General features: G+C 69.9%; 1 protein-coding gene (cut by a window edge). It reads right to left on the reverse strand.

The features are described 5' to 3' along the window. Positions 1 to 7 precede the first annotated feature (7 nt). Positions 8 to 22,020: the 3' portion of a non-ribosomal peptide synthetase gene (locus tag PI246_RS16385; protein ID WP_320552395.1), read on the reverse strand. It continues 12,448 nt past the right edge of the window; 22,013 of the gene's 34,461 nt are visible here — the last part of the coding sequence; its start codon lies beyond the right edge, outside the window — the gene reads right to left on this strand; it ends in the stop codon at positions 8 to 10.

Below are 22,020 nucleotides of genomic sequence, written 5' to 3' on the forward strand. Positions count from 1 at the left end.
TCGTGGCTCATGGCGTGATCGCCGTGCGATGGGCGGTGGCGGCGTCGTGGCGCAGGCGCCGCGACAGTTCGCGGGCGAGTCGGTCGGCGAGCGGCGGTCGTACGATGGAGGTATGCGTGCCGCCGATGCGCACCACGTCCAGGTGCGCGCCGACGAGGTCGTGCCAACCGAGGCTCACGTCCTCACCCTCGCGGCGTTCGGCGGCGAAATACGTCACCGGCACCCGGGCCGCCGGCGGCAGGTAGTCGTCGCCGGCCTTGCCGCTCGAGCGGTAGATGTCCACGAAACGCTTCACGTCGGTGGTGTCGAAGTGCTCCGGCAGGAAGCCCGCGTGGCGGCAACCGGCGATCAGCGCGTCAAGATCGCCGTTCCCCGCGAGCCGCGAGAGCTCCGGGTAATCCGGATGCAGGGCGTGATCGGCGGCACCCGCGTTGATGTCGAGCAGCCAGTTGAGCAAGGCGCGGCAGTCGTCCGAGCGCACCGGATGTTCGGCGGTCAACCGCGTCCGCACCGCCGGGCTGCTCGTATCGATCAGGCCCACGAAGCGCACGGATTCGCCGGCCGCCTGCAGGCGGTGGGCGATGTCGTAGGCCACCATGCCGCCGAGCGACCACCCGGCCACCGCGTAGGGGCCACTGGGCTGCACCTGTCGCATCGCCTCCAGGTAGGTGCGCGCCATCGCACCGATGCTAACCGGCACGCTCTCGCCGATGGCCAGGCCATACACCGGTTGCTCCGGGTCGAGGTACGGCGCGAGGTCGAACGCGTACTGCACGCCGCCGCCGATCGGGTGGATGAGAAACAACGGCGCGAGGCGTCCCTTCGGCCGGATCGGCACGAGGTTGGGGTGTGCGACGGTGCCCTGCTTGGCGTCGATGAACGAGGCCAGGGACGCCAGCGTGGCGTGAGTGAACAGATCGCGCAGTTCGATGTCGGCGATCTGCCGCTTGCGCAGCTGCGACACCAGCTGCGTGGCGAGCAGCGAGTGGCCGCCGAGGTGGAAGAAGTCGTCGTTCGCGCCGACACGCGCCACGTGCAACAGTTCAGTCCACAGGGTCGCCAGCGCGCGTTCCGTCGGCGTGCGGGGCGCCACGTGTTCGGCCGCTGGGCCGGTGGTGTCCGGCGCCGGCAGGGCCTTGCGGTCGACCTTGCCGTTCGCGGTGAGCGGCATCGCCGGCAGGACCACCACGTGCTCGGGCAGCATGTAGTCCGGCAGGGTCTGCGACAGCGTGTGCCGCAAGGCCGCGCCGTCCGGCAAGGCCTGCCCGTCGTGGGGCACGAGGTAGGCGACCAGGCGCGGCACGCGACGTTCGTCGGGCACGGCCAGCACCACGGCGTCGCGCACGGCGTCGATGGCGGCCAGCGTCGAATCGATCTCGCCCAGTTCGATGCGCAGGCCGCGAATCTTCACCTGGTGGTCGCTGCGACCGAGGTACTCGATGGCGCCGTCCGGCAGGTAGCGGGCCAGGTCGCCGGAGCGATACATGCGCGCGCCGGGCACCGTGCTGAAGGGGTTGGGCACGAATGCCTGCTCGGTGAGGTCCGGCCGGTTGACGTAGCCGCGGGCCAGGCCGACGCCGGCGATGTAGAGGTGACCCACCACGCCGACCGGCACCGGTTGCAGCACGTCGTCGAGGATGTGGATCTGGATATTGGCGATCGGCATGCCGATCGGCACGCTGGCCAGGCCACTGTCCCGACGGCAGGGCCAGTGGGTGACCTCGACCGAAGCTTCGGTCGGTCCGTAGAGATTGAGCAGTTCGACGTGGTCCCAGGCGTCGAACACCCGCTGCTGGAGCTCCATCGACAGCGCCTGCCCGCTGCACAGCACCCGGCGCAACGTGCGCGCCCGGCCCGCGTCCAGTTCGTTGAGGAACACGTCCAGCATCGGCGGCACGAAGTGCGCCACGGTGACGCGCTGCGCGTCGATGACGTCGGCCAGATACGCCACGTCCTGGTGGCCGCCCGGCCGGGCCATGACCAACGTGGCGCCTTCGAGCGGCGCGCCGAAGAACTCGCCCACCGACACGTCGAAGCTGAAAGGCGTTTTCTGCAGCACGCGGTCGTCGGCGTGCAACGGATAGGTCTCCTGCATCCATTGCAGGCGATTGACGATGCCCCGGTGTTCGATGGCCACCCCCTTGGGTTTGCCGGTGGAACCCGAGGTGTAGATCACATAGGCCAGGTGATCCGGCCCGGTCGCGTGGTCGAGATCGTGGTCTCCCTGCCCCGCCCAACGACCCGGTTCATCGAGATCGACCACCGGGACGCCGGGCAATGTCGGCGCGACGTGGCGCAGGTGGCGCTGGGTGAGGATGGCGACGGGTGCCGCGTCCTCCACGATGGCGGTCAAACGGTCGCGCGGGTACGACGGATCCAGCGGCACGTAGGCGCCGCCGGCCTTGAGGATCCCATACAGGCCCACGACCATCTCGAGCGAACGTTCGGCGCATAGCCCGACCAGCACGTCCGGTCCCACGCCCAGCACGCGCAGGTGCCGGGCGAGCCGGTTCGCCTGCGCGTTGAGTTCGGCGTAGGTCAGCGAGGCATCGCCGAAAACGATGGCGGTACGGTCGGCGCTACGCCGTACCTGATCTTCGAAAAGCTGGTGGACGGTAGGCGTCCGCGGTCCGACGCGCGGGAAGGTTCGCGCGGTATCGTTGAAGCCATGCAGCAGCCGCCTGCGCTCGACGTCGCCGAGCATCGGCAGTTCGCCCACGGGGCGTCCGGGATCGGCCGCGATGCCTTTCAGCAACTGGGTAAAGTGCCCGGCCATGCGTTCGATCGTCGCGGGGTCGAAGAGGTCGGTGTTGTACTCGAAGTAGCCGTGCAGGCCGTGCGGGCCCTCCTTCAGGCTCAGGGTGAGGTCGAACTTGGCCGTGACCGTCTCGTGCGGCACCAGTTCCAGTTCCAGCCCCGGCAGGGCCAGGTCGAGCGGCGCGTTCTGCAACACCAGCATCACCTGGAACAGCGGCGTGTGGCTCGCGTGGCGCTCCGGCTGCACGGCGTTGACCAGTTGCTCGAACGGCACGTCCTGGTGCGCGTAGGCATCGAGCGTCGTGGCGCGCACCTGCTTGAGCAGGTCGTCGAAACTGCCGCGCCGGTCGACCTGGGTACGCAGCACGAGAGTGTTGATGAAGAACCCGACCAGGTCTTCGATTTCCGCTTGGTTGCGCCCGGCGATGGGCGTGCCGATGCAGATGTCGTCCTGTCCCGCGTACCGGGCCAGGAGCACGTTGAACGCGGCGCAAAGCGTCATGAACAGCGTGCATTGCGAGCGGCGGCTCAACGACTGCAGCGCGGCGCTGAGCTCCACCGGAAGCGCGAAGGCCCGCGCCGCGCCCTCCTGCCGCTGCACCGCCGGGCGCGGGCGATCGGTGGGAAGGGTCAGGAGGCTGGGAATGCCGGCGAGCTGGCGCGTCCAATACGCCAGCTGGGCATCGAGCGCCTCACCCTCCAGCGCGTCGCGCTGCCGACGGGCGTAATCGACGTAGCGCATCGGCAGCTCGGGCAAGCCCGGGGGCGTGCCGGCGCGCAGCCCCGCGTACATGGCGCCGAGGTCGCGCACCACCAGACCCATCGACCAGCCGTCGGAGACGATGTGGTGCATGGTCAGCAGGAGCAGGTGCTCGTGCGCCGAGAGCATGAGCAACCGCGCGCGGACCAACGGGCCCTGGCGCAGGTCGAAGGGCGTGCGGGCTTCTTCCGACATGAGCCAGCGCGTCTTAGCCTCGCGCTCCTTCGGCGAAAAGCCCGTCAGGTCGTGCGGTACCAGCGGCAACGGCACGTCGGCCGCGATGCGCTGCACCGGCGAACCGTCCACGCTGTCGAAGCGGGCGCGCAGGGCGTCGTGCCGACGGGTAATGCCGTGCAACGCGGCCTGGAGCGCGGCGGTATCCAGGTGGCCTTTCAAACGTACCGCGGACGGGATGTTATAGGTCGGGCTCTGCCCTTCGAGCTGATCGAGCACCCACAGCCGCTGCTGTGCGAACGACAGCGGAAACACCTCCTCCGGTATCGGCGCCGATGCCGCGGACGTGGGCGCAGAGGTGGCCGGGGCCGACCTGCCGTCGACATAAGCGGCCAGCGCCTCGAGCGTCGGGTAGGCGAACAGATCGCGCAGCTCGACGTCGGGAAGGTTCCGCTTGCGCAGTTGGGAGACCAACTGCGTCGCGAGCAGCGAGTGCCCGCCCAGCTCGAAGAAATCGTCGGTCACGCCGATGCGCTCGACCTTCAGCAGGTCGCTCCACACCGCCGCGATGGTCCGTTCGGTCGTTGTACGCGGCGCGACGACCTGCCCAGGCGCGTCGTGCGTCGTCTCGGGGGCCGGCAACGCCTTGCGGTCGACCTTGCCGTTGGCGGTCAGCGGCATCGCTGACAGCGCCACGATGTGTTCGGGCACCATGTAATCGGGCAACGTCTGGGCCAGCGTGCGGCGCAACGCCGATGACTCGGGCAGCGTCCGCCCGTCGTCCGGCACGAGGTAGGCCACCAGGCGCGGGATGGTGCGCTCGTCGGGACGGGCCAGCACCACGACGTCGCGGACGCCGTCGATCGCGGCCAGGGTCGACTCGATCTCGCCCAGTTCGATGCGCAGGCCGCGGATCTTCACCTGGTGGTCGCTGCGGCCCAGGTACTCGATGACGCCGCCGGGCAGGTAGCGGGCCAGGTCGCCGGAGCGGTACATGCGGGCGCCGGGTTCGGCGCTGAACGGGTTGGGCACGAACACCTGCTCGGTCAGCTCGGGGCGATTGACATAGCCCCGGGCCAGGCCGACACCCGCGATGTACAGGTGGCCCACGACGCCGACCGGCACCGGTTGCAGCGCATCGTCCAGGATGTGGATCTGGATGTTCGCGATGGGCAGGCCGATCGGCACGCAGTGCAGCCCGCTGTCCTTGCGGCACGGCCAGTAGGTCACGTCGACCGACGCTTCGGTCGGACCATAGAGGTTATGCAGCGCCACGTGATCCCACGTGGCGAAGAAGCGCTGCTGCAGTTCCATGGGCAGGGCCTGCCCGCTGCACATCACCTGGCGCAGCGAACGGCCGCAGCCGGGTTCGACCTCGTTGAGGAAGACGTCGAGCATCGGCGGCACGAAATGCAGCGTCGTGATCGCCTGGGCATCGATGAGGTCGGCGAGGTAGGACACGTCCTGGTGGCCGCCCGGGCGCGCGACCACGAGCGTGGCGCCTTCCAGCAACGGCCAGAAGAACTCCCACACCGACACGTCGAAGCTGAAGGGGGTTTTCTGCAGCACACGGTCGTCGGCACCGAGCGGATACGCCTCCTGCATCCATTGCAGGCGATTGACGATGCCACGGTGTTCGATGCCCACGCCCTTGGGCTTGCCCGTGGAGCCGGACGTGTAAATCACATAGGCCAGGTGCCCGGGGCCGGTCGCGTTGGCCAGGTCGCCGTCGTCCTGCGCCGCCCAGAGGGCGGCGTCGTCGTCAAGGTCCACCACCGGCACGCCCGCCATCACCGGTGCGACCTCGCGCAGGTGACGCTGGGTCAGGATCGCGGCGGGGGCCGCATCCGCCACGATGGTCGCCAGGCGGTCGGAGGGATACGTGGGATCCAGCGGCACGTACGCGCCGCCCGCCTTGAGGATCGCATACAGGCCCACGATCATCGCCAGCGAACGCTCCGCGCACAGGCCGACGAGCCCATCCGGGCCGACGCCAAGCGTGCGCAGGTGGCGTGCGAGCCGGTTGGCCTGCGCGTTCAACTGGGCATAGGTAAGCGAGGTGTCCCCGTAGACCACCGCCGTGTGGTGCGGGGAGCGCGACACCTGGGCCTCGAACAGCGTGTGCAACGTGTTCGTGTGCGGCCCCACGCGGGGGTAGGTGCGGGCGGTATCGTTGAAGTCGTAGAGCAGCTGCCGACGCTCGGCCTCGCCGAGCATGGGCAGCTCGCCGATCGCCCTGCCCGGCTCGCTGACCGCGGCCTCGAGCAGGCGGGTGAAATGATCGGCCATGCGCTGCACGGTCGCCAGGTCGAACAGGTCGGTGTTGTACTCGAAATAGCCCTTCAGGCCGCCCTGGGGCGATTCCATCAGGCTGAGCGTGATGTCGAACTTCGCGGTCACCGTCTCATGCGGCAGCAGTTCGAGCTCCAGCCCCGGCAGCGCCAGGTCGAGCGGCGCGTTCTGCAACACCAGCATCACCTGGAACAACGGGGTATGGCTCGCGTGACGCTCGGGTTGCACGGCGTTGACCAGTTGCTCGAACGGAACGTCCTGGTGCGCGTAGGCATCGAGCGTCGTGGCGCGCACCTGCCTGAGCAGGTCGTCGAAACTGGCGCGCAGGTCGACCCGGGTCCGCAGCACCAGCGTGTTGACGAAGAACCCGATCAGGTCTTCGATCTCGCTGCGGTTGCGGTTCGCGATGGGCGTGCCGATGCAGATATCGTCCTGCCCGGCGTACCGGGCCAGGAGCACGTTGAACGCGGCGCAGAGCGTCATGAACAGCGTGCACTGCGAGCGACGGCTGAAGGCCTGGAGCTTCGCCGTCAGCTCGGCGGGCACCGCGTAATGCAGCATGGCACCGTCCTGCCCCTGGACCGCCGGCCGCGGTCGGTCGGTGGGCAGGGCCAGCAGGCCCGGGCTCCCCGCGAGCTGCTTCGTCCAGTAAGCCAGTTGGCGGTCGAGCACGCCGTCGCCGAGCCACTCGCGCTGCCAGCGGGCGAAGTCCACATAGCGCATGGGCAACGTGGGCAGCGACACCGGCGCCCCGAAGCCGTGGGCGGCGTAGAGGGCGCCGAGGTCGCGCACGAGCAGCCCCATCGACCAGCCGTCCGACGCGATGTGGTGCATGGTGAGCAGCAACAGGTGCTCCTCGGCCGAAAGCTTCAGCAGGCTGCTGCGGATCAGCGTGCCGTGCTTGAGGTCGAACGGCGTGCGCGCTTCGTCGAGCATCAGCCAGCGTGTCTTCGCGTCGCGTTCCTTCGGCGCGAAACCGCTGAGGTCGTGCAGGACCAGGGGCAACCTCACCTCGTCGACGATGCGCTGCACCGGCGAGCCATCCACGCTGTCGAAGCGGGCGCGTAGCGCGTCGTGGCGCCGCACGACATCGTCGAGCGCGGCCTGCAGCGCGGCGACGTCGACCCGCCCCTTCAGGCGCACGGCGGCCGGGATGTTGTACGTGGGGCTCTGCCCCTCCAACTGGTCGAGGAACCACAGCCGTTGTTGCGCGAACGAGAGCGGAAACACCTCGCCGGTGGCCGGCGCCGCTTCCGTGGGCATGACCGGCGCGGGCGCGGCGGCCTGCAGCGCGCGCACGTGGGCGACGAGTCGGGCCACGGTGGGCGCTTCGAGCATCGCGCCCACGGCCACGTCGACACCGAAGGCATCACGGATACGTGCCGCCAGTTGGGTCGCCAAAAGCGAGTGACCGCCGAGGTCGAAGAAGTCGTCGTCCAGCGATACCGACGGGCGGCCCAGCAGGGCCTTCCAAAGGCCGATCATGATGGCCTCGTCGGAGGTATCCTCGGCGGCGACGGGCGGCGGTGGAGCGGCCGCGTCCGGATAGCGCACGTCGGTCCAGCAGCGTTCCCGTGCGAACGGGTACGTGGGCAGGCTCACGCGGTGCGGTCGGGCGGTGCCGGCGTAGAGTACGTTCCAGTCGAACGCGAAGCCCTTCACCCATAGGTCGAGCAGCTTGCCGAACTTGCCCTTCGCCACCCAGGCCTGCACGGCCACCTGCATGTCCTCGTCGTCGTTGAGCATCGCGTAGGTCGTGCGTTTGGCCTGGCCGCGATAGAGCCCGTCGATGTCGGTGTGGCCCTGCACGAAGGCGTCCAGTGCCACGCGAAGTTCGTCGGCGGACTCGACGCGCAGCGCGAGGCGTTCTTCCATCGGTTCGCGACCGACCTGCAACGTGTACGCCAGATCGTGCAGCGGTGTCACGGCATCGGCCTGCGTTTCCGCGGCGAGGTACCCGGCGAGTTGGCGGGCCCGCTCGCGCAGGCGGTCCTCGTCGCGGGCGGAGAGCACGATGAGCGCCGCGCCCTCCCGCGCCTCCCGTTCGGGCGCCACGTATTCCTCGATCACCAGGTGCGCGTTGGCGCCGCCGGCGCCGAACGACGAAATGCCCGCGCGACGCGGGTACTCCTGGCGCTGCCCGTCGAACTCCAGCACCGGCCGCCGCCAGGGCGACAGCGTGGTCTGCACGAAGAACGGCGTATCGGCGAAGCGGATCTCCGGATGCGGCGTCTCCGCGTGCAGGCTCGGCGCGAGCATCCCGTGCTTCATCTGCATGAGCACCTTGCTGACCGCGACGAAGCCGCTCGCGCTCTCGCTATGGCCCACGTTGGACTTGGCCGACCCCAGGGCGCAGAACTGCCGGTCCTTTGTCGACTGGCGGAACGCCCGTGACAGACCGGCCACTTCGATCGGATCGCCGAGCAGGCTGCCGGTGCCCTGGGCCTCCACGTAGCTCACCGTGCGGGCGTCGATGCCCGCGCGGCGCAGTGCGTCGCCGACGAGTTGCGCCTGCATGTGGGGGTTGGGCACCAGGTAGGCGTTGGTCTTGCCGCCCGCGTTGATGGCGCTGCCCTTGATCACGCCGTAGATGTGATCGCCATCGGCGACGGCCCGGTGCAGCGGCTTGAGCACCAGCGCGCCCACGGCTTCGGCATCGACGAAGCCATCGCCGCCCGCGCCGAACGAACGGCAGCGATCGCCTTCGGAGAGCATGCCCATCGACGCAAGATCGATGAGCTGCGTCGGTGCCACGATGAGGTTCACGCCGCCGGCGATGGCGACTTCGCTGTCACCGCCGCGAAGGCTCTCCACGGCGAGGTGGATGGCGGTCAGCGACGACGAGCAGGCGGTGTCCACCGCCATGCTGGGCCCCTGGAAATGGCAGAAGTGCGAGATGCGGTTCGCGATCGACCAGAACCGCGTGCCGGTGGCGTAGTGTTCGTTGGTGACGCCGACGAACACGCCGACCTTGCGGCTCGCGCAGAGGTTGCCGGGCGTGTAGCCCGCATCCTCGATGCCGGCGTAGACCTCCTGCATGAAGAGCCGCTCCTGGGGGCTCATCAGCTGCGCCTCGCGGGGCGCGATGTGGAAGAACAGCCGGTCGAAGCCCTGCACGTCGTCGAGCAGGCCCGCCCAGCGGGTGTAGGTCTTGCCGGGCTCGCCCTTGCGCGCATCGAAGAACGACGCGTGGTCCCAGCGGTCGGCGGGTACCTCGCGCACGCTGGCGCGTCCCGCGGCGAGGTTGTCCCAGAAGCCCCGCACGTCGTTCGCGCCCGGATAACGGCCCGACACGCCGACGACGGCGACCTCAAACGTCACCGGTGCGGCCGGCGCGCTGGCGACGGTCGACGCCACCCGCTGCACGGCGGGCTCGACCGGTGCGGTCACACGCACCGGCGGCGGCGTGTCGGCGGGGACCGCGGTCGGCGTCTCGGCAACGGCGCCGGCCCAGCGCGCGAGCGCCTCGGCGTCGAGCTGGGCGAGGTGGTCGACGAGGCCCTCGATGTCGCTGTGCTCGAAGAACAGCGTGGTGCCGATGCGCTCGCTGCCGAACACGCCGCGCAAGGCCTGGGTCAGGTCCATCGCGGCGATCGAGTCGATGCCGTATTCGTCGAAGCCGATGCCGGGCTCGATCGCCTCCAGCGGCAGCGACAGCGTGCGGCTCATCAGCTTCCTCACGTGGAGGATGCCCTTGTCGCGCAACGCGTTCGTCGCGAACGACGACGGCGTGGCGCGTTCGTGGCCCTCGGCATGGATGCCCGTGGAATCGTTCATGTCGTCGTGGTCCCTGTCGGTCGGCGTGTCACGTGTCGGAGGAGGATCGAATCGGCGGAGGCTGAGTTGCCGCAGGCACACGCAGACCTGCCCGCCGTCGTCGCAGAGGTCGATGTCGACGGTGCGGATGCCGCCGTCGGCCGGGCGGCCGTCGCTGTCGCGCACCACGGCCCACATGCGCGGCTGGCAGGGTGCGAACACGTCCACGGCGTCGACCGCGAATGGGAGGGCCAACGGCACGTCGTCGTCCGCGACGCGCAGGTAGAGCCCCAGCGAGGCCTGTAGCGCGGCGTCGAGGAGGCTGGGCGGCAGCGTGTAACCGTCCAGCGGCGCGGTAGCGGGCAACACGATCCTCGCCAGCACCTGCCCCGTGCCGATGAAGAGCTCGTCGAGCCCGCGGAACGTCGGGCCGTAGTGCAGGCCCTTGCGCGCGAACAGGTCGTAGCAGCGTTCATGACTGGCGTGCGCCACGGCGCATCGCGCACGCAGCCCGGCGATGTCGTGCCGCGCCACGACAGGACGAACCGCCGCCGGGATCATCCGTCCCTGGCTGTGGACGACGTCATCCACGCCACGCAGCGTGTAAGCGCCCTCGCCCACGACCAGTCGCAGGGTCACCCCGTCGTCGCCGGCCACGACGGGCCGCAGCCAGGCGACCTGGGCCAGCGATACCGCCTGGCCATCGGGGGCGGCCGCCAACGCCATCTCCAGCTGGGCCACGCCGGGCAGCACCCGGCGCCCCTGCACGCGATGATCGGCGAGAACGAACACATCGCCCCGAAGGGCGCTTTCGAACACGCCGGGAGAACGCTCGCGATGGAGCAGCGGATGCGGCGGGCGCGGCACGGCCGCGCCCGCGTCGACGCCGAGCCAGCGGGCGATGGCGGAGGGCGCCGTCTCGATGAGGTGATCCGCCAGCGCGTCGATGGTCGGGTACTCGAAGAACAGCGTCGCGCTCACGACGTCGCCGATGCCGACGTCCGCCAGCGCAGTTCGTAAGGCGGCCGTCAGTTCCTGCACCAGGATGGAATCCAGGCCGTAGCGATCCAGCCCGGTGGCGGTATCGATCGCCGAGGGCGCCATCTTCAGCGAGCGTGCGATCAGCATGCCCAGGCGCGCGCGGCAGGCGTCGCGCAGCGAGGCCGACACGGGCGCGGGCGCGAATACCACGGGTGCCGCGGGGGGCGGCACCGATGCCACGGCAGCGACAGGGCGACGCTGCCGGATCACGCCATCGCTTTCGGCCACGATCACCTGCTGGCCCAGGTCGTGGGCCGCCGCCGCGGGGAAGCGGATACGGCGATACCCTTCTTCGCCGAGCACGGCGGCCCAACGCTCCGGTGCGAGGCTCGGGCATCCCGGGATGCGCAGCGCCTCGTCTTCGTAAAGCCACCAGCCGTCGAGCAGGCCAAAGGTGAGATGCGCCCACAGGTCGCACCGGCTCAGTTCGTTGAGCACGAGCAGGCCATGGGTGCCCAGCAAGGCCTTGGCGTTGCGCAGGCTCTCGCGGATGTCGCGCGTGGCATGCAACACGTTCGTGGCGACGGCGAGGTCGTAGCGGCCCGGCGCCATGCCCTGCTCCGCCAGCGGACGACCGATGTCGAGCAGGCGACAGGCGAGGAACGGATGGTCCGCGCCGAAGCGCTGCTCGGCATGGTGCAGGAACGCCCGCGACAGGTCGGTGTACGCGTACTCGTCGATATGCGCCGCGTACGGTTTGAGGCGCTCCAGCAGGTGCGCGGCAGTGCCGCCCGTACCCGCGCCGATCTCCACGATGCGCAAGCGCGCGGTCGGATCGCGACGCAGGCGCGCCGCCACGGCATCGATCACGGCCCCGCACAGCACGTCGTTGAAGTGGTCGGCGACGGCGTTGCCCCGGTAGACCCCCTCCACCAGGTGCATCGACGACGCCGGGAACATGACGGCGGTCGCGTCGACGTGGCCCTGGAGGATCGCCGGCAGGGCGGACAACATCGTGTCCACCAGCGTGACCTGCGCCCGTCGTACGTGGCCTTCGGCCGTCCATTCGACCTTGCGTGCCCGCCAGTCGGCCCACGCGCGCTCCAGCGGCGGGGACGTCGGCATGCCGGCGATCCGCTGCATGCTGTGGCGCAGCCAGCGCGCGTGCCTGGGATGCCATGCGGCCGCCGTGTCGGCGTCATGCAGGCCCAACGCCTGCAACTCGCCACGCAGGATGGCCAGCGCGAGGCGATCGATCTCATCGGCCTCGATCGCGAGCCGCTGCGCGTCGCCCGCGAAAGCGATGCGCCGCTCGGGCAGGATGCACGCCGGCCTGCTCGCGGGAAGGGCCTCCACCGTGACGTCGCCGACGCGGTCGAACACGTCGGCCTTCACGTCGGACGCGAGAGTTTTCAGGAACGCCATCTGCGGCAGCGGCGACGCCAGGAGGCGCTCGACGGCCTGCATACCTTCGACCGGCTCGATCGACCCGATACCCTGGCGCGCCATGCGCTCGCGGTAATCCGCCGACGCGACGGCGCCCACGTTGCCCCAGTACCCCCACTGCATGAGTTTGACCGGATAAGGCAGGCGCTGGCCGAGCTGTCGGGCGTAGGCATCCTTGAAGCAGCATCCGGCCGCATAGGCAGCCTGCCCCGCCGAGCGCATGACGCTCACCAGCGAGGAGAAGAACAGCATGAAATCCAGCGGCAGGTCACCGAACACCTGCCCCATGCACATGCTGGCGTCGACCTTGGCCGACAACCCGGCGAGCAGCCGCGCTTCGTCCATCTGAACCACGCCGCGGTCCAGCAGCGACAACGCCGCATGCACCACGCCGTGAATCGGCCCGAATCGGGCCAGCACCTCGTCGCGTGCCCGCGTCAGGGCCTGGCGGTCGCTCGCATCGGCCACGATGTAGTGAGGCATCGGGCCGAGCTGGCCGAGCGACGCCCTCGCCTGCGCGATCGCCTGGTCTTCGGGACGTCGACCGATCCAGACCACCTGGGCCTGTCGCGTGCGGATCAGGTGCGCGCTCCAGGCCTGGCCGATGCCACCCGCGCCCCCGATCACCACGCAGACACCACCCTCCCGATAGGGCGGCGGCGTGGCGCCATCATGGCTGCCCACGTGCGACAGGCCGGGGCGGAACCACTGGCCACCGCGCCATGCCGTCGTTTCGCCCGAGCGCGCGGGCAGGCGCAGCAGGCTGGCGACCGGCCAGTCCCCTGCCACGGGCATGTCGATCAGGCGTATCCGCCACGCCGGGATTTCGCGCGCCATCGCGCCGAGAAAGCCGTGCACGCCGGCGTGACCCGGCCACACCGCGTCACTGGCGTGCACCGCCTGCGCCTGTGTCGTGACCACCGTCCAGCCCAGCGCACTTTCGCCGGCGCCGAGCGCGAGCAGGGCCTTGGCGAGACGGAACGCACGCAGCACACCGTCCCGCTGCGCCGCCGGCCATGCGTCGTCGTCCGACGCCGTCGCCTCATCCACGATCCAGACGAGATGGTCGATCGTGCCGTGCGCGCGCAGGCGCGCCTGGATGTCCTCGATGTCCGCATCCCTGGGCAGGTTGAGGATCGATGCGTTCGGCATCGCGCGCGACATCGCCTCGCGCCGGGCCGGCGTGCCGCCGATCACGGCGATGCGTCCGGACGGCAGCGGATCGAGCGAACCGATCGGCGCCACCTCCCAGGTCGGCGTCAACGTCCATGTCTCGCCGGGCGACACCGGCGACTCGCCCGGCGCCGCGGCGGGCGTCGGCACCCAGTAGCGATCGCGGGCAAAGGGATAGGTCGGCAGGCGGATGCGACGCGGTCGCGTCGCGCCATACCGCGCCACCCAGTCCACCGATCCGCCGTTCACCCACCGTTCGAGCCACTGCGTCGGCGTCTGCGGCGTCTCGTCTGTCGCGCCGGCCGGCGTGCGAGGGGCGACGCCACGGATCACGCCGGCCGTATCTTCGGTCTCGACGAGCCGGGACAGGGTCTGGCGCAGGTCGTCGATCGTCTGCGCGACAAAACCGAGGCGATGTGTCATCGCTTCGCGCCCCACCTGCAAGGTGTAGGCGAGATCATGCAGCGCGACCTCGCGATCGCTGACGAAAGCGAGCAACGCGCGCGCCTGGTCGCGCAGGCGTGCCTCGTGGCGTGCCGACAGGACGACCAGCGCGGGCGCGTTAAAGACCGTCGCGGCGACCGGTGCGGGCACGTATTCCTCGAGCACCGCGTGCGCGTTCACGCCGCCGAAACCGAACGAACTGACACCCGCGCGGCGCGGCAACGCCCTGCCCGCCGCATCGCGCAGCGGCGTCCACTCACGCGACTCACCGAGCAGGTAGAACGGGCTGCCCTCGATGTCGACGTACGGATTGATACGCTCGCCGTGCAGGCTCTTCACCAGCGTGCGGTGTTTCATCTGCAGCAGCACTTTCACCACCCCGGCGACGCCGGCGGCGAGTTCCAGGTGGCCGATCTGGGTCTTGACCGACCCCAGGCCGCAGTAGCCCGTGGCCTGCGATGGCCCGAACGCCGCCTTGAGTCCCTGCACCTCGACCGGGTCACCCAGCCGGGTGCCCGTGCCGTGGGCTTCCACGTAGCCGATCGTGGCCGGATCGACGCCGGCCTCGGCGAGCGCCTTGCGGATGACGTCGGCCTGCGCGGTCGGGTTCGGCGCAGTGAGCGAATTGGCGTGGCCACCATGGTTTTCGGCCACGGCGCGCACAAGCCCGTGGATCAGGTCGTCGTCGCGCTCGGCAGCCGACAGCGGCTTGAGCACGAGCATCGCCACGCCTTCACCGCGCACGTAACCGTTGGCGTCGGCGGAGAACGTCTTGCAGCGACCGTCCGGGCTGAGCATGCCCGCCTTGCCGAAGCTGGCGTGCGCGTCGGGCGTGACGATGGTGTTGACCCCGCCGACCACGGCGAGGCTGGCATCGCCGCGACGCAAGGCCTCGACACCTCGACGCAACGCCACCAGCGAACTCGAGCAGGCGGTTTCCACCGGCTCGCTGGGGCCGTGCCAGTCGAACAGAAAACTGATGCGGTTGGGGCCCACGGAGGGCACGGCACCGGTGGAGGCGTGCGCCTCGCCGGCGAGCCCGGCGCGTTGCACCAGCGTGCCGTAGCCGGTCGCGCCCGTGCCGACGTAGATCGCCGTGTCGCTCCCGGCCAGCGCGCTCGCCGCGTAGCCTGCATCTTCGAGCGCTTTCCAGACATGGACCATCATCAGGCGCTGCTGGGGATCGAGCAATTCGGCTTCTCGCGTCGAGATGCCGAAGAACAACGGGTCGAACGTGTCGATGCCATCGATGAAACCGCCCCACCGCGCATGGTCGCCGGGTTCGCCGCGCCAGTCCCAGCGCGAGGCCGGCACATCGCCGATGCAGTCGCGACCCTCGCGCAGGTTGTCCCAGAAGGCGTCCAGGTCGGGCGCCTGCGGAAACTGCCCGCTCATGCCGATCACGGCGATCGGTTCGTCGACGGGGCGGCCGAGCGCCACGCGCACCATCGGTGGTGGCGTCGCCTCCACCACGGCAACAGACGGGAGGACGGCGCTCGCGTGGGTCTGTACCAGGTACGCGGCCAGGCGATCGAGCGATGGGTACTCGAAAAACACCGTGGGTGTCAGGCGCAAGCCATAGCGCTGGTTAAGGGCGTTGCCGAACTCCGTGAGCGAGACGGAATCGAAACCGTATTCGTTGAACGTGGTGTCGCCGTCGAGATCCTCCGGCCTCACCTTGATCAGCGCGCAGACCAGCTCCGCCAGCGTCTGCCGGACGTGTGCGTCGACGGGCTCGCCCGGCGATGCGGTCGGCGGCGTCGCTCCCACCGCCGCGGCCGACGGGCCCGACACACCCTTGACGTTGTCACGGATGCGGCTCGCCTCGCCGGCCACCACCAGCACCTGCGCCGCCGCGGTCGACAACGCCTGATCCAGCGCGCGCAAGCCGTCGTCGGTCGACAGCGGATGCATGCCCAGGTGTTGCCGCATCATCGTGCGCGTGGCGTCGTCCACCTGCATGCCACCCTCGGCCCACAGCGGCCAGTCGATGCTCAGCGTGCGGCCGTGCCGCTCACCGCGGGCGACGCGCTGCGCGCGGTCGTGGGCGAAGGCATCCATGAAGGCGTTGGCCGCCGCGTAGTCGGCCTGGCCGACGCTGCCGAGCGCGCCCGCGATGGAAGCGAAGCACACGAACACATCGAGCGGGATATCTCGGCTTGCCTCGTCCAGGTGCAGCGTGCCGGCCACCTTGGCCCGGAAGACGTCCCGTAACTGGTCGGGGGTCTTTGCGGCGAGGAAGCTGTCCCGCACCACGCCGGCGCTGTGCACGATGCCGTCGAGGCTTTCGAACTCCTCCGGGATGCTGCCCACCAGATGGTTCACCGCCGCCGTATCGGCGACGTCAAGCGCGTGATACCGCACGACGGCGCCCAAGGCCTCGAGCTGGCGGACATGCCCCTTGATGGCGTCGTTCATCGCCGACCGACCGGTGAGGATGAGCACCGGGTGCCGCACCGCACCGGCGATGGCGCGGGCCACGATAAGACCCAGCCCACCGGCCCCGCCCGTGATGAGGTAGACGCCGTGATCCTTCCAGGGCGTGACGCCTGTCACCGGATCACGTTGCTCGGTCCATCCCGCCACGTGACGCCCCGCACCGGCGTAGCGGACGACGATGTTCCCCTCCCCGGCGTTCTCCTCGCACGCAAGCGCTATCTCGTCCGCCCGCGTCACGGCGATCCATTGCGTGGTCAGCCGCGTATTTTCGAGCGCGGCCGTGCGGAGCATGCCCGCGAGGCCGGCCATGAAACGATGGTCCGTCGGCACCACGACCTGCACGAGGTGATGGCCCGGCTGCGCGGCCACCTGCTGGAGACGATCCAGCAGATGCAAGGCGGCCGCTTCGTACGCGCGCGCGTGGTCGGCATCGTCCGGCGACGACGACAGGATCGCGCCAGCGATCCGGAGGTTCTCCCCGACGTGCACGGGCCATCCCGACAGACACACGTGGCGGGAGGCGAACGCACGCGTCTCGCTGACGACCTGCACCGGTTGCGCCGTCCAGAGCGGCTCGAACGCGAGTACCGCCGACGGTTCGCTCGTGGGTTCGTCGCCTGGTGTCGGCCGGGGTGGCAACGACGGCGGGGTATCGTGCGTCTCGATCGGCAGCCAGTAGCGTTCGCGGGCAAACGGATAGGTCGGCAGGCTCACCCGCTGGCGTTCGCCCGGCGCATGCAGACGATGCCAGTCGAACCCCAGCCCCTTCGTCCACAGGTCGAGCACCCGGCCGTACTTGCCCTTGTCCAGCCAGGCGTCGACGGTGGCGGCCATGTCATCGTCGGCGGCGAGCGTCGCCAGGGCCTCCTTGCCACGACGGGCCTGCCCCCGGTAGACACCCTCCGCGACCGGCTTGTCCTCAAGCCACGCGGCGAGCGTGTCGCGCAGCTGGTCGAGCGAATGGACAAGCAGGCCGAGACGCTCGTCCATGGCCTCGCGGCCCACCTGAAGGGTGTACGCGAGGTCGTGGAGCGTGACCGTGGGCGGTAGAACGGCGAGATGGTCCACCAGTTGGCGCACACGCTCGCGCAGCCGTTCTTCGTCACGGGCCGACAGCACGATCAGAGCCGGGCCGTCCGCAGCCACCGGCGCGGGCGCGACGTACTCCTCGATCACCACGTGCGCGTTGGCGCCGCCGGCGCCGAACGACGAGATGCCCGCCAGGCGCGAACGCGCCTTTCCGTCGATGACCGGACGCTCCCAGTTCGCCAACGTCTGCTGCACCACGAATGGCGTGGCGGTGAAATCGATGTTCGGATTGAGCACCTGCGAATGCAGGCTCGGCGCGATCTGGCCGTGGCGAAGTTGCATCAACACCTTGGTGACGCCTGCGATGCCCGCCGCGCTTTCGCAGTGGCCGATGTTCGACTTGGCCGAACCGATCGCGCAGAAACCCGTGTCGGTCGTCCAGCCGGCGAACGCCTTCGACAGGCCCGCGATCTCGATCGGATCACCCAGGCTCGTGCCCGTGCCATGGGCTTCGATGTAGCTCACCTGCCGGGCGTCAACGCCCGCGCCGCGCAGGGCCCGCTCCACCACCTTCGCCTGGGCGTTGGGATTGGGCACGGTATACCCGTTGGTCTTGCCGCCGTGGTTGATCGCGGTGCCCCGGATCACGCCATAGATGTGATCGCCGTCGGCCTGCGCCTGGGCCAGGGGTTTGAGCAGCACCGCGCCCACGCCCTCGCCGGGCACGTAGCCTTCCCCGCCCTCGCCGAAGCTCTCGCAACGGCCCTTGGCGGAGATGAAGCGACCCTGTGCCAGTACCAGATACTTGTTGGGGTGGATCGACACGTTGACGCCGCCGGCGATCGCTACGGCGCACCCACCGCGCGCGAGGCTCTCGCAGGCCAGGTGGATCGCGGTCAGCGACGATGAGCACATGGTGTCCAACGCCATGCTCGGGCCGTGGAAATCGCAGACGTACGACACCCGGTTGGCGATCGAGGCGGGGCTGCCGGGCGCCGCGATGGCGTCACCCAGGGCCTGCTGCTGCGCGCCGTAGAGCTGGTATTCCTCGTACATCACCCCGGCGAACACGCCGACGTTGCCGTCTTCGGCCACGTTCTCGCGGGTGTAGCCGGCGTCCTCGAGCGTGGCGTGCACGCATTCGAGGAACAACCGCTCCTGCGGATCCATCAGCTCCGCCTCGCGCGGCGAGATGTTGAAGAAGCGCGGATCGAAGCGATCCACCCCATCGAGGAAGCCACCCCATTTGCTGTAGGTCTTGCCAGGCGCGTTGCGATCCGCGTCGAAGTACAGCGTGTGGTCCCAGCGATCGCCGGGAATCTCGGTGATGCTGTCGCGACCCGCGCTGAGGTTGGCCCAGAACTGGGCCAGGTTCTCCGCCTGCGGATAGCGGCCCGCAAGACCGATGATCGCGATGCCCTCATCGGCCACAGGCGCGCTGCGCGTCGCCAAGCGCGAGGCATGGCGCGCCATCGTGACGCGGGACGGCACCGGCTGCGGCAACGGCGACGGCGACGGCGATGTGCCGAACAGCGTAGCGAGCGCGGCGCGGTGTGCCTGCATGACGTAGCCCGCGAGGGCGGCCACGCTCTGGTATTCGAAGAACAGGGTCTTCGGCAACGGGCCGAATGTCTCTTCGAGCCGTGCCGTCAGATCCAGTGTCATGACCGAGTCGATGCCGTAGGCCTCCAGCCGGGCATTCGGATCGATGCGCTCGGGCGGCAGCTTCAGCGTGCCGGCGAGCAGGGCCACGAGGTGGCGCACCGTGCGTTCGCGCAGGTCGTCCGGCATCGGCGTGGGCCTTGGCGCGGCCGGCGCGACCGCCGTGACCGGCGCTGGCGTCGGCGCACCGAGCAACGACTGGCGTAACGCCGTGAGGTCGCCTTCGGCCACCAGCACCTGCGACGCCCCGAGCGTCAGGGCCTGGGCGAGCGCGTCGAGGCCTACGTCGCTGCGCAGGGGCGTCATGCCGATCTCCCGTGCGAGGTAACGTCGGGTGGCATCGTCGACGCGCATGCCGCCTTCGTCCCACAACGGCCAGTTGACCGACAGCGTCTGTCCGTAACGCTCGCCCTGGGCGACGCGTCGTGCCCGATGGTGGGCGAACGCATCCATGAAGCCGTTGGCCGCCGCGTAGTCGGCCTGGCCAACGTTGCCGCGCGTGGCGGCCAGCGACGAGAAGCAGACGAAGGCGTCCAACGGCAGGTCACGGCTGGCCTCGTCCAGGTACACCGTGCCGGCGACCTTGGCGCGCAGCACGGCGGCCAGGTCGTCCTGGCTCTTGCGCAGGATGAAGCCGTCGCGCAAGACGCCCGCGCTGTGCACGATGCCGCTCAGCCCGAACGCGTCGGCCGTATCGCGCACGCAGGCCAACACGGCGGCACGATCGCCGACGTCGAGCGGTCGATAGCGTGCCGTCGCACCCAGGGCATGCAGCTCGGCAAGCGTCTCGTGGATCGCCGCGTCCAGCGGCGAACGGCCGGTAAGCACCAGCACGGCACCCGGCGCACGTCGTGCGATGTCACGCGCCACCAGGCGGCCGAGGCCCCCCGCGCCGCCCGTGATGAGATACACGCCACCCGGCTTCCACGGCATCGGCGGTGCCGGCGACGCGGCCACCTCCGACCACGCGCCCACGTATCGCTGGCCATCGACGTAGCGAAGGCACGCGGACGGCGCCGCCCGGTTGTCCGCAACGATGCTCGCCACGTCGTCGGCCGCGCCAACGCGAATGAGCTGGCCGATCACCGCCGGGTTCTCCAGTGCGGCGGTGCGCAACATACCCATCAGACCCGCGAACGCTTCGCCGGGCCCCCGGTCCGGCACCACCACCTGCACGAGCGCGGGGCCGGATGACTGGAGCCAGGTCAGCAGCGAAGCGGCCGCGACGCCATAGGCGGCGGCGAGATCGTGGACGAGCGGCACATGGGTCGCGTGGGGCAAACCCACCGGATCGATGCCGCAAAGCATCACGTGCTGCCGCTCCGGCGGCGTGCCGTGAGTCGCGGCCGCCTCGGCGCGCCATGTGGGCGTCGCCAGCAGCACGGTCGTCGTCGCCGGCCGGGGGCCCGACGGTGCGGTCCAGGGGTGAAGCGCCAGCGCGCGCAGGCTCACGCAGGCCACGCCGTCGTCATCGCACAGGTCGATATCGAACGCACGCGTGGCACCGTCGTCCGCCCAACGCAGCACGGCCCACATCGACGGTTCACAGGCACGGTGAACGGTGAGCGCGCCGAGCGACGCGGGAACCCATGCCTGGCCGTCGTCGTCCATGGCGCCGACGGTGGCCTGCATCGCGGCGTCGACGAGACTGGGATGCAGGGTGTACCCGTCGAGCCGGACCGTCGCGGGGGCCGCGATACGGGCGAGCGCCGTCCCGCGACCCACGGCGACCGCGTCCAGCGCGTGGAACCCGCGGCCGTAGGCGATACCCATGGCTTCGAAACGGCGACGGCAAGTCGCGCCATCCATTCGAGCGACGTCGCACGCCGCCGTCAACGCGGCCAGGTCGTGCGATACCGGTTCATCGGATATCGGGCGAAGACGGCCCTCGCTATGAAGGTCGTCGCCACGGATCTCGATACGCATCGTGCCGGCCTCGTCGGGCCCGAGGGTGACGTGCAGGTCGAGGGGCGCGCCACCCGCGATCACCGGTCGCGTCCATGCCAGGTCGGTCAGGGTCAGCGCGCCCTCATGCTCCAGGGCCTCGACGGCGGCGCGATACGCCATTTCGAGCTGGGCGGCCGCGGGCAGTACGCGCGCGCCATGCACGCGGTGATCGGCGAAGAACCATTCGCCGCCGTCGAAGCGTGAGCTGAACCGCTGCGTGGCGAGCGTGGAGGTGTTGCGGTGGAGCAAGGGATGCCATGCGGCCGGAGCGGTCGCCATGGTGTCCGTGACCGGTAGCCAGTAGCGCTCCTTTGCGAACGGATAGGTCGGCAGGCTTACCCTGCGCCTTATCGCGTCGCCATGCAGGCGCTGCCAGTCGAGCGACAGCCCCTTCGTCCACAGGGCAAGCAGCTTGCCGTAGCGCCCCTTCGCGATCCAGGTGTCGACGGCGGCGCCGATCGCCTCGTCGTCGAGCTCGGCGATCGCGTCGTGGCCCGCCCGGCCACGGTGCCACTCGGTCGACACCGGCTCGCCGTCGAGCCACGCGGCAAGCGCGTCGCGCAGCTGGTCGAGCGACTGGACAAGCAGGCCGAGACGCTCGTCCATGGCCTCGCGGCCCACCTGAAGGGTGTACGCGAGATCGTGGAGCGTCACGGTGTCAGGCAAGACGGCGAGATGGTCGACCAGTTGGTGCACACGCTCGCGCAGCCGTTCTTCGTCACGAGCGGAGAGCACCACGAGCGCCGGACCGTCCGCAGGCACCGGCGCGGGCGCGACGTACTCCTCGATCACCACGTGCGCGTTGGCGCCGCCGGCGCCGAACGACGAGATGCCCGCCAGGCGCGAACGCTCGCGACCGCCGATGACCGGACGCTCCCAGTTCGCCAACGTTTGCTGCACCACGAATGGCGTGGCCGCGAAGTCGATGTTCGGATTGAGCACCTGCGAATGCAGGCTCGGGGCGATCTGGCCGTGGCGAAGTTGCAGTAACACCTTGGTGACGCCCGCGATGCCCGCCGCGCTTTCGCAGTGGCCGATGTTCGACTTGGCCGAACCGATCGCGCAGAAACCCGTGTCGGTCGTCCAGCCGGCGAACGCCTTCGACAGGCCCGCGATCTCGATCGGATCGCCCAGGCTCGTGCCCGTGCCGTGCGCTTCGA

Origin of the sequence: Luteibacter sahnii, assembly GCF_034063545.1 — a bacterium.
Classification (GTDB): Bacteria; Pseudomonadota; Gammaproteobacteria; order Xanthomonadales; family Rhodanobacteraceae; genus Luteibacter; species Luteibacter sahnii.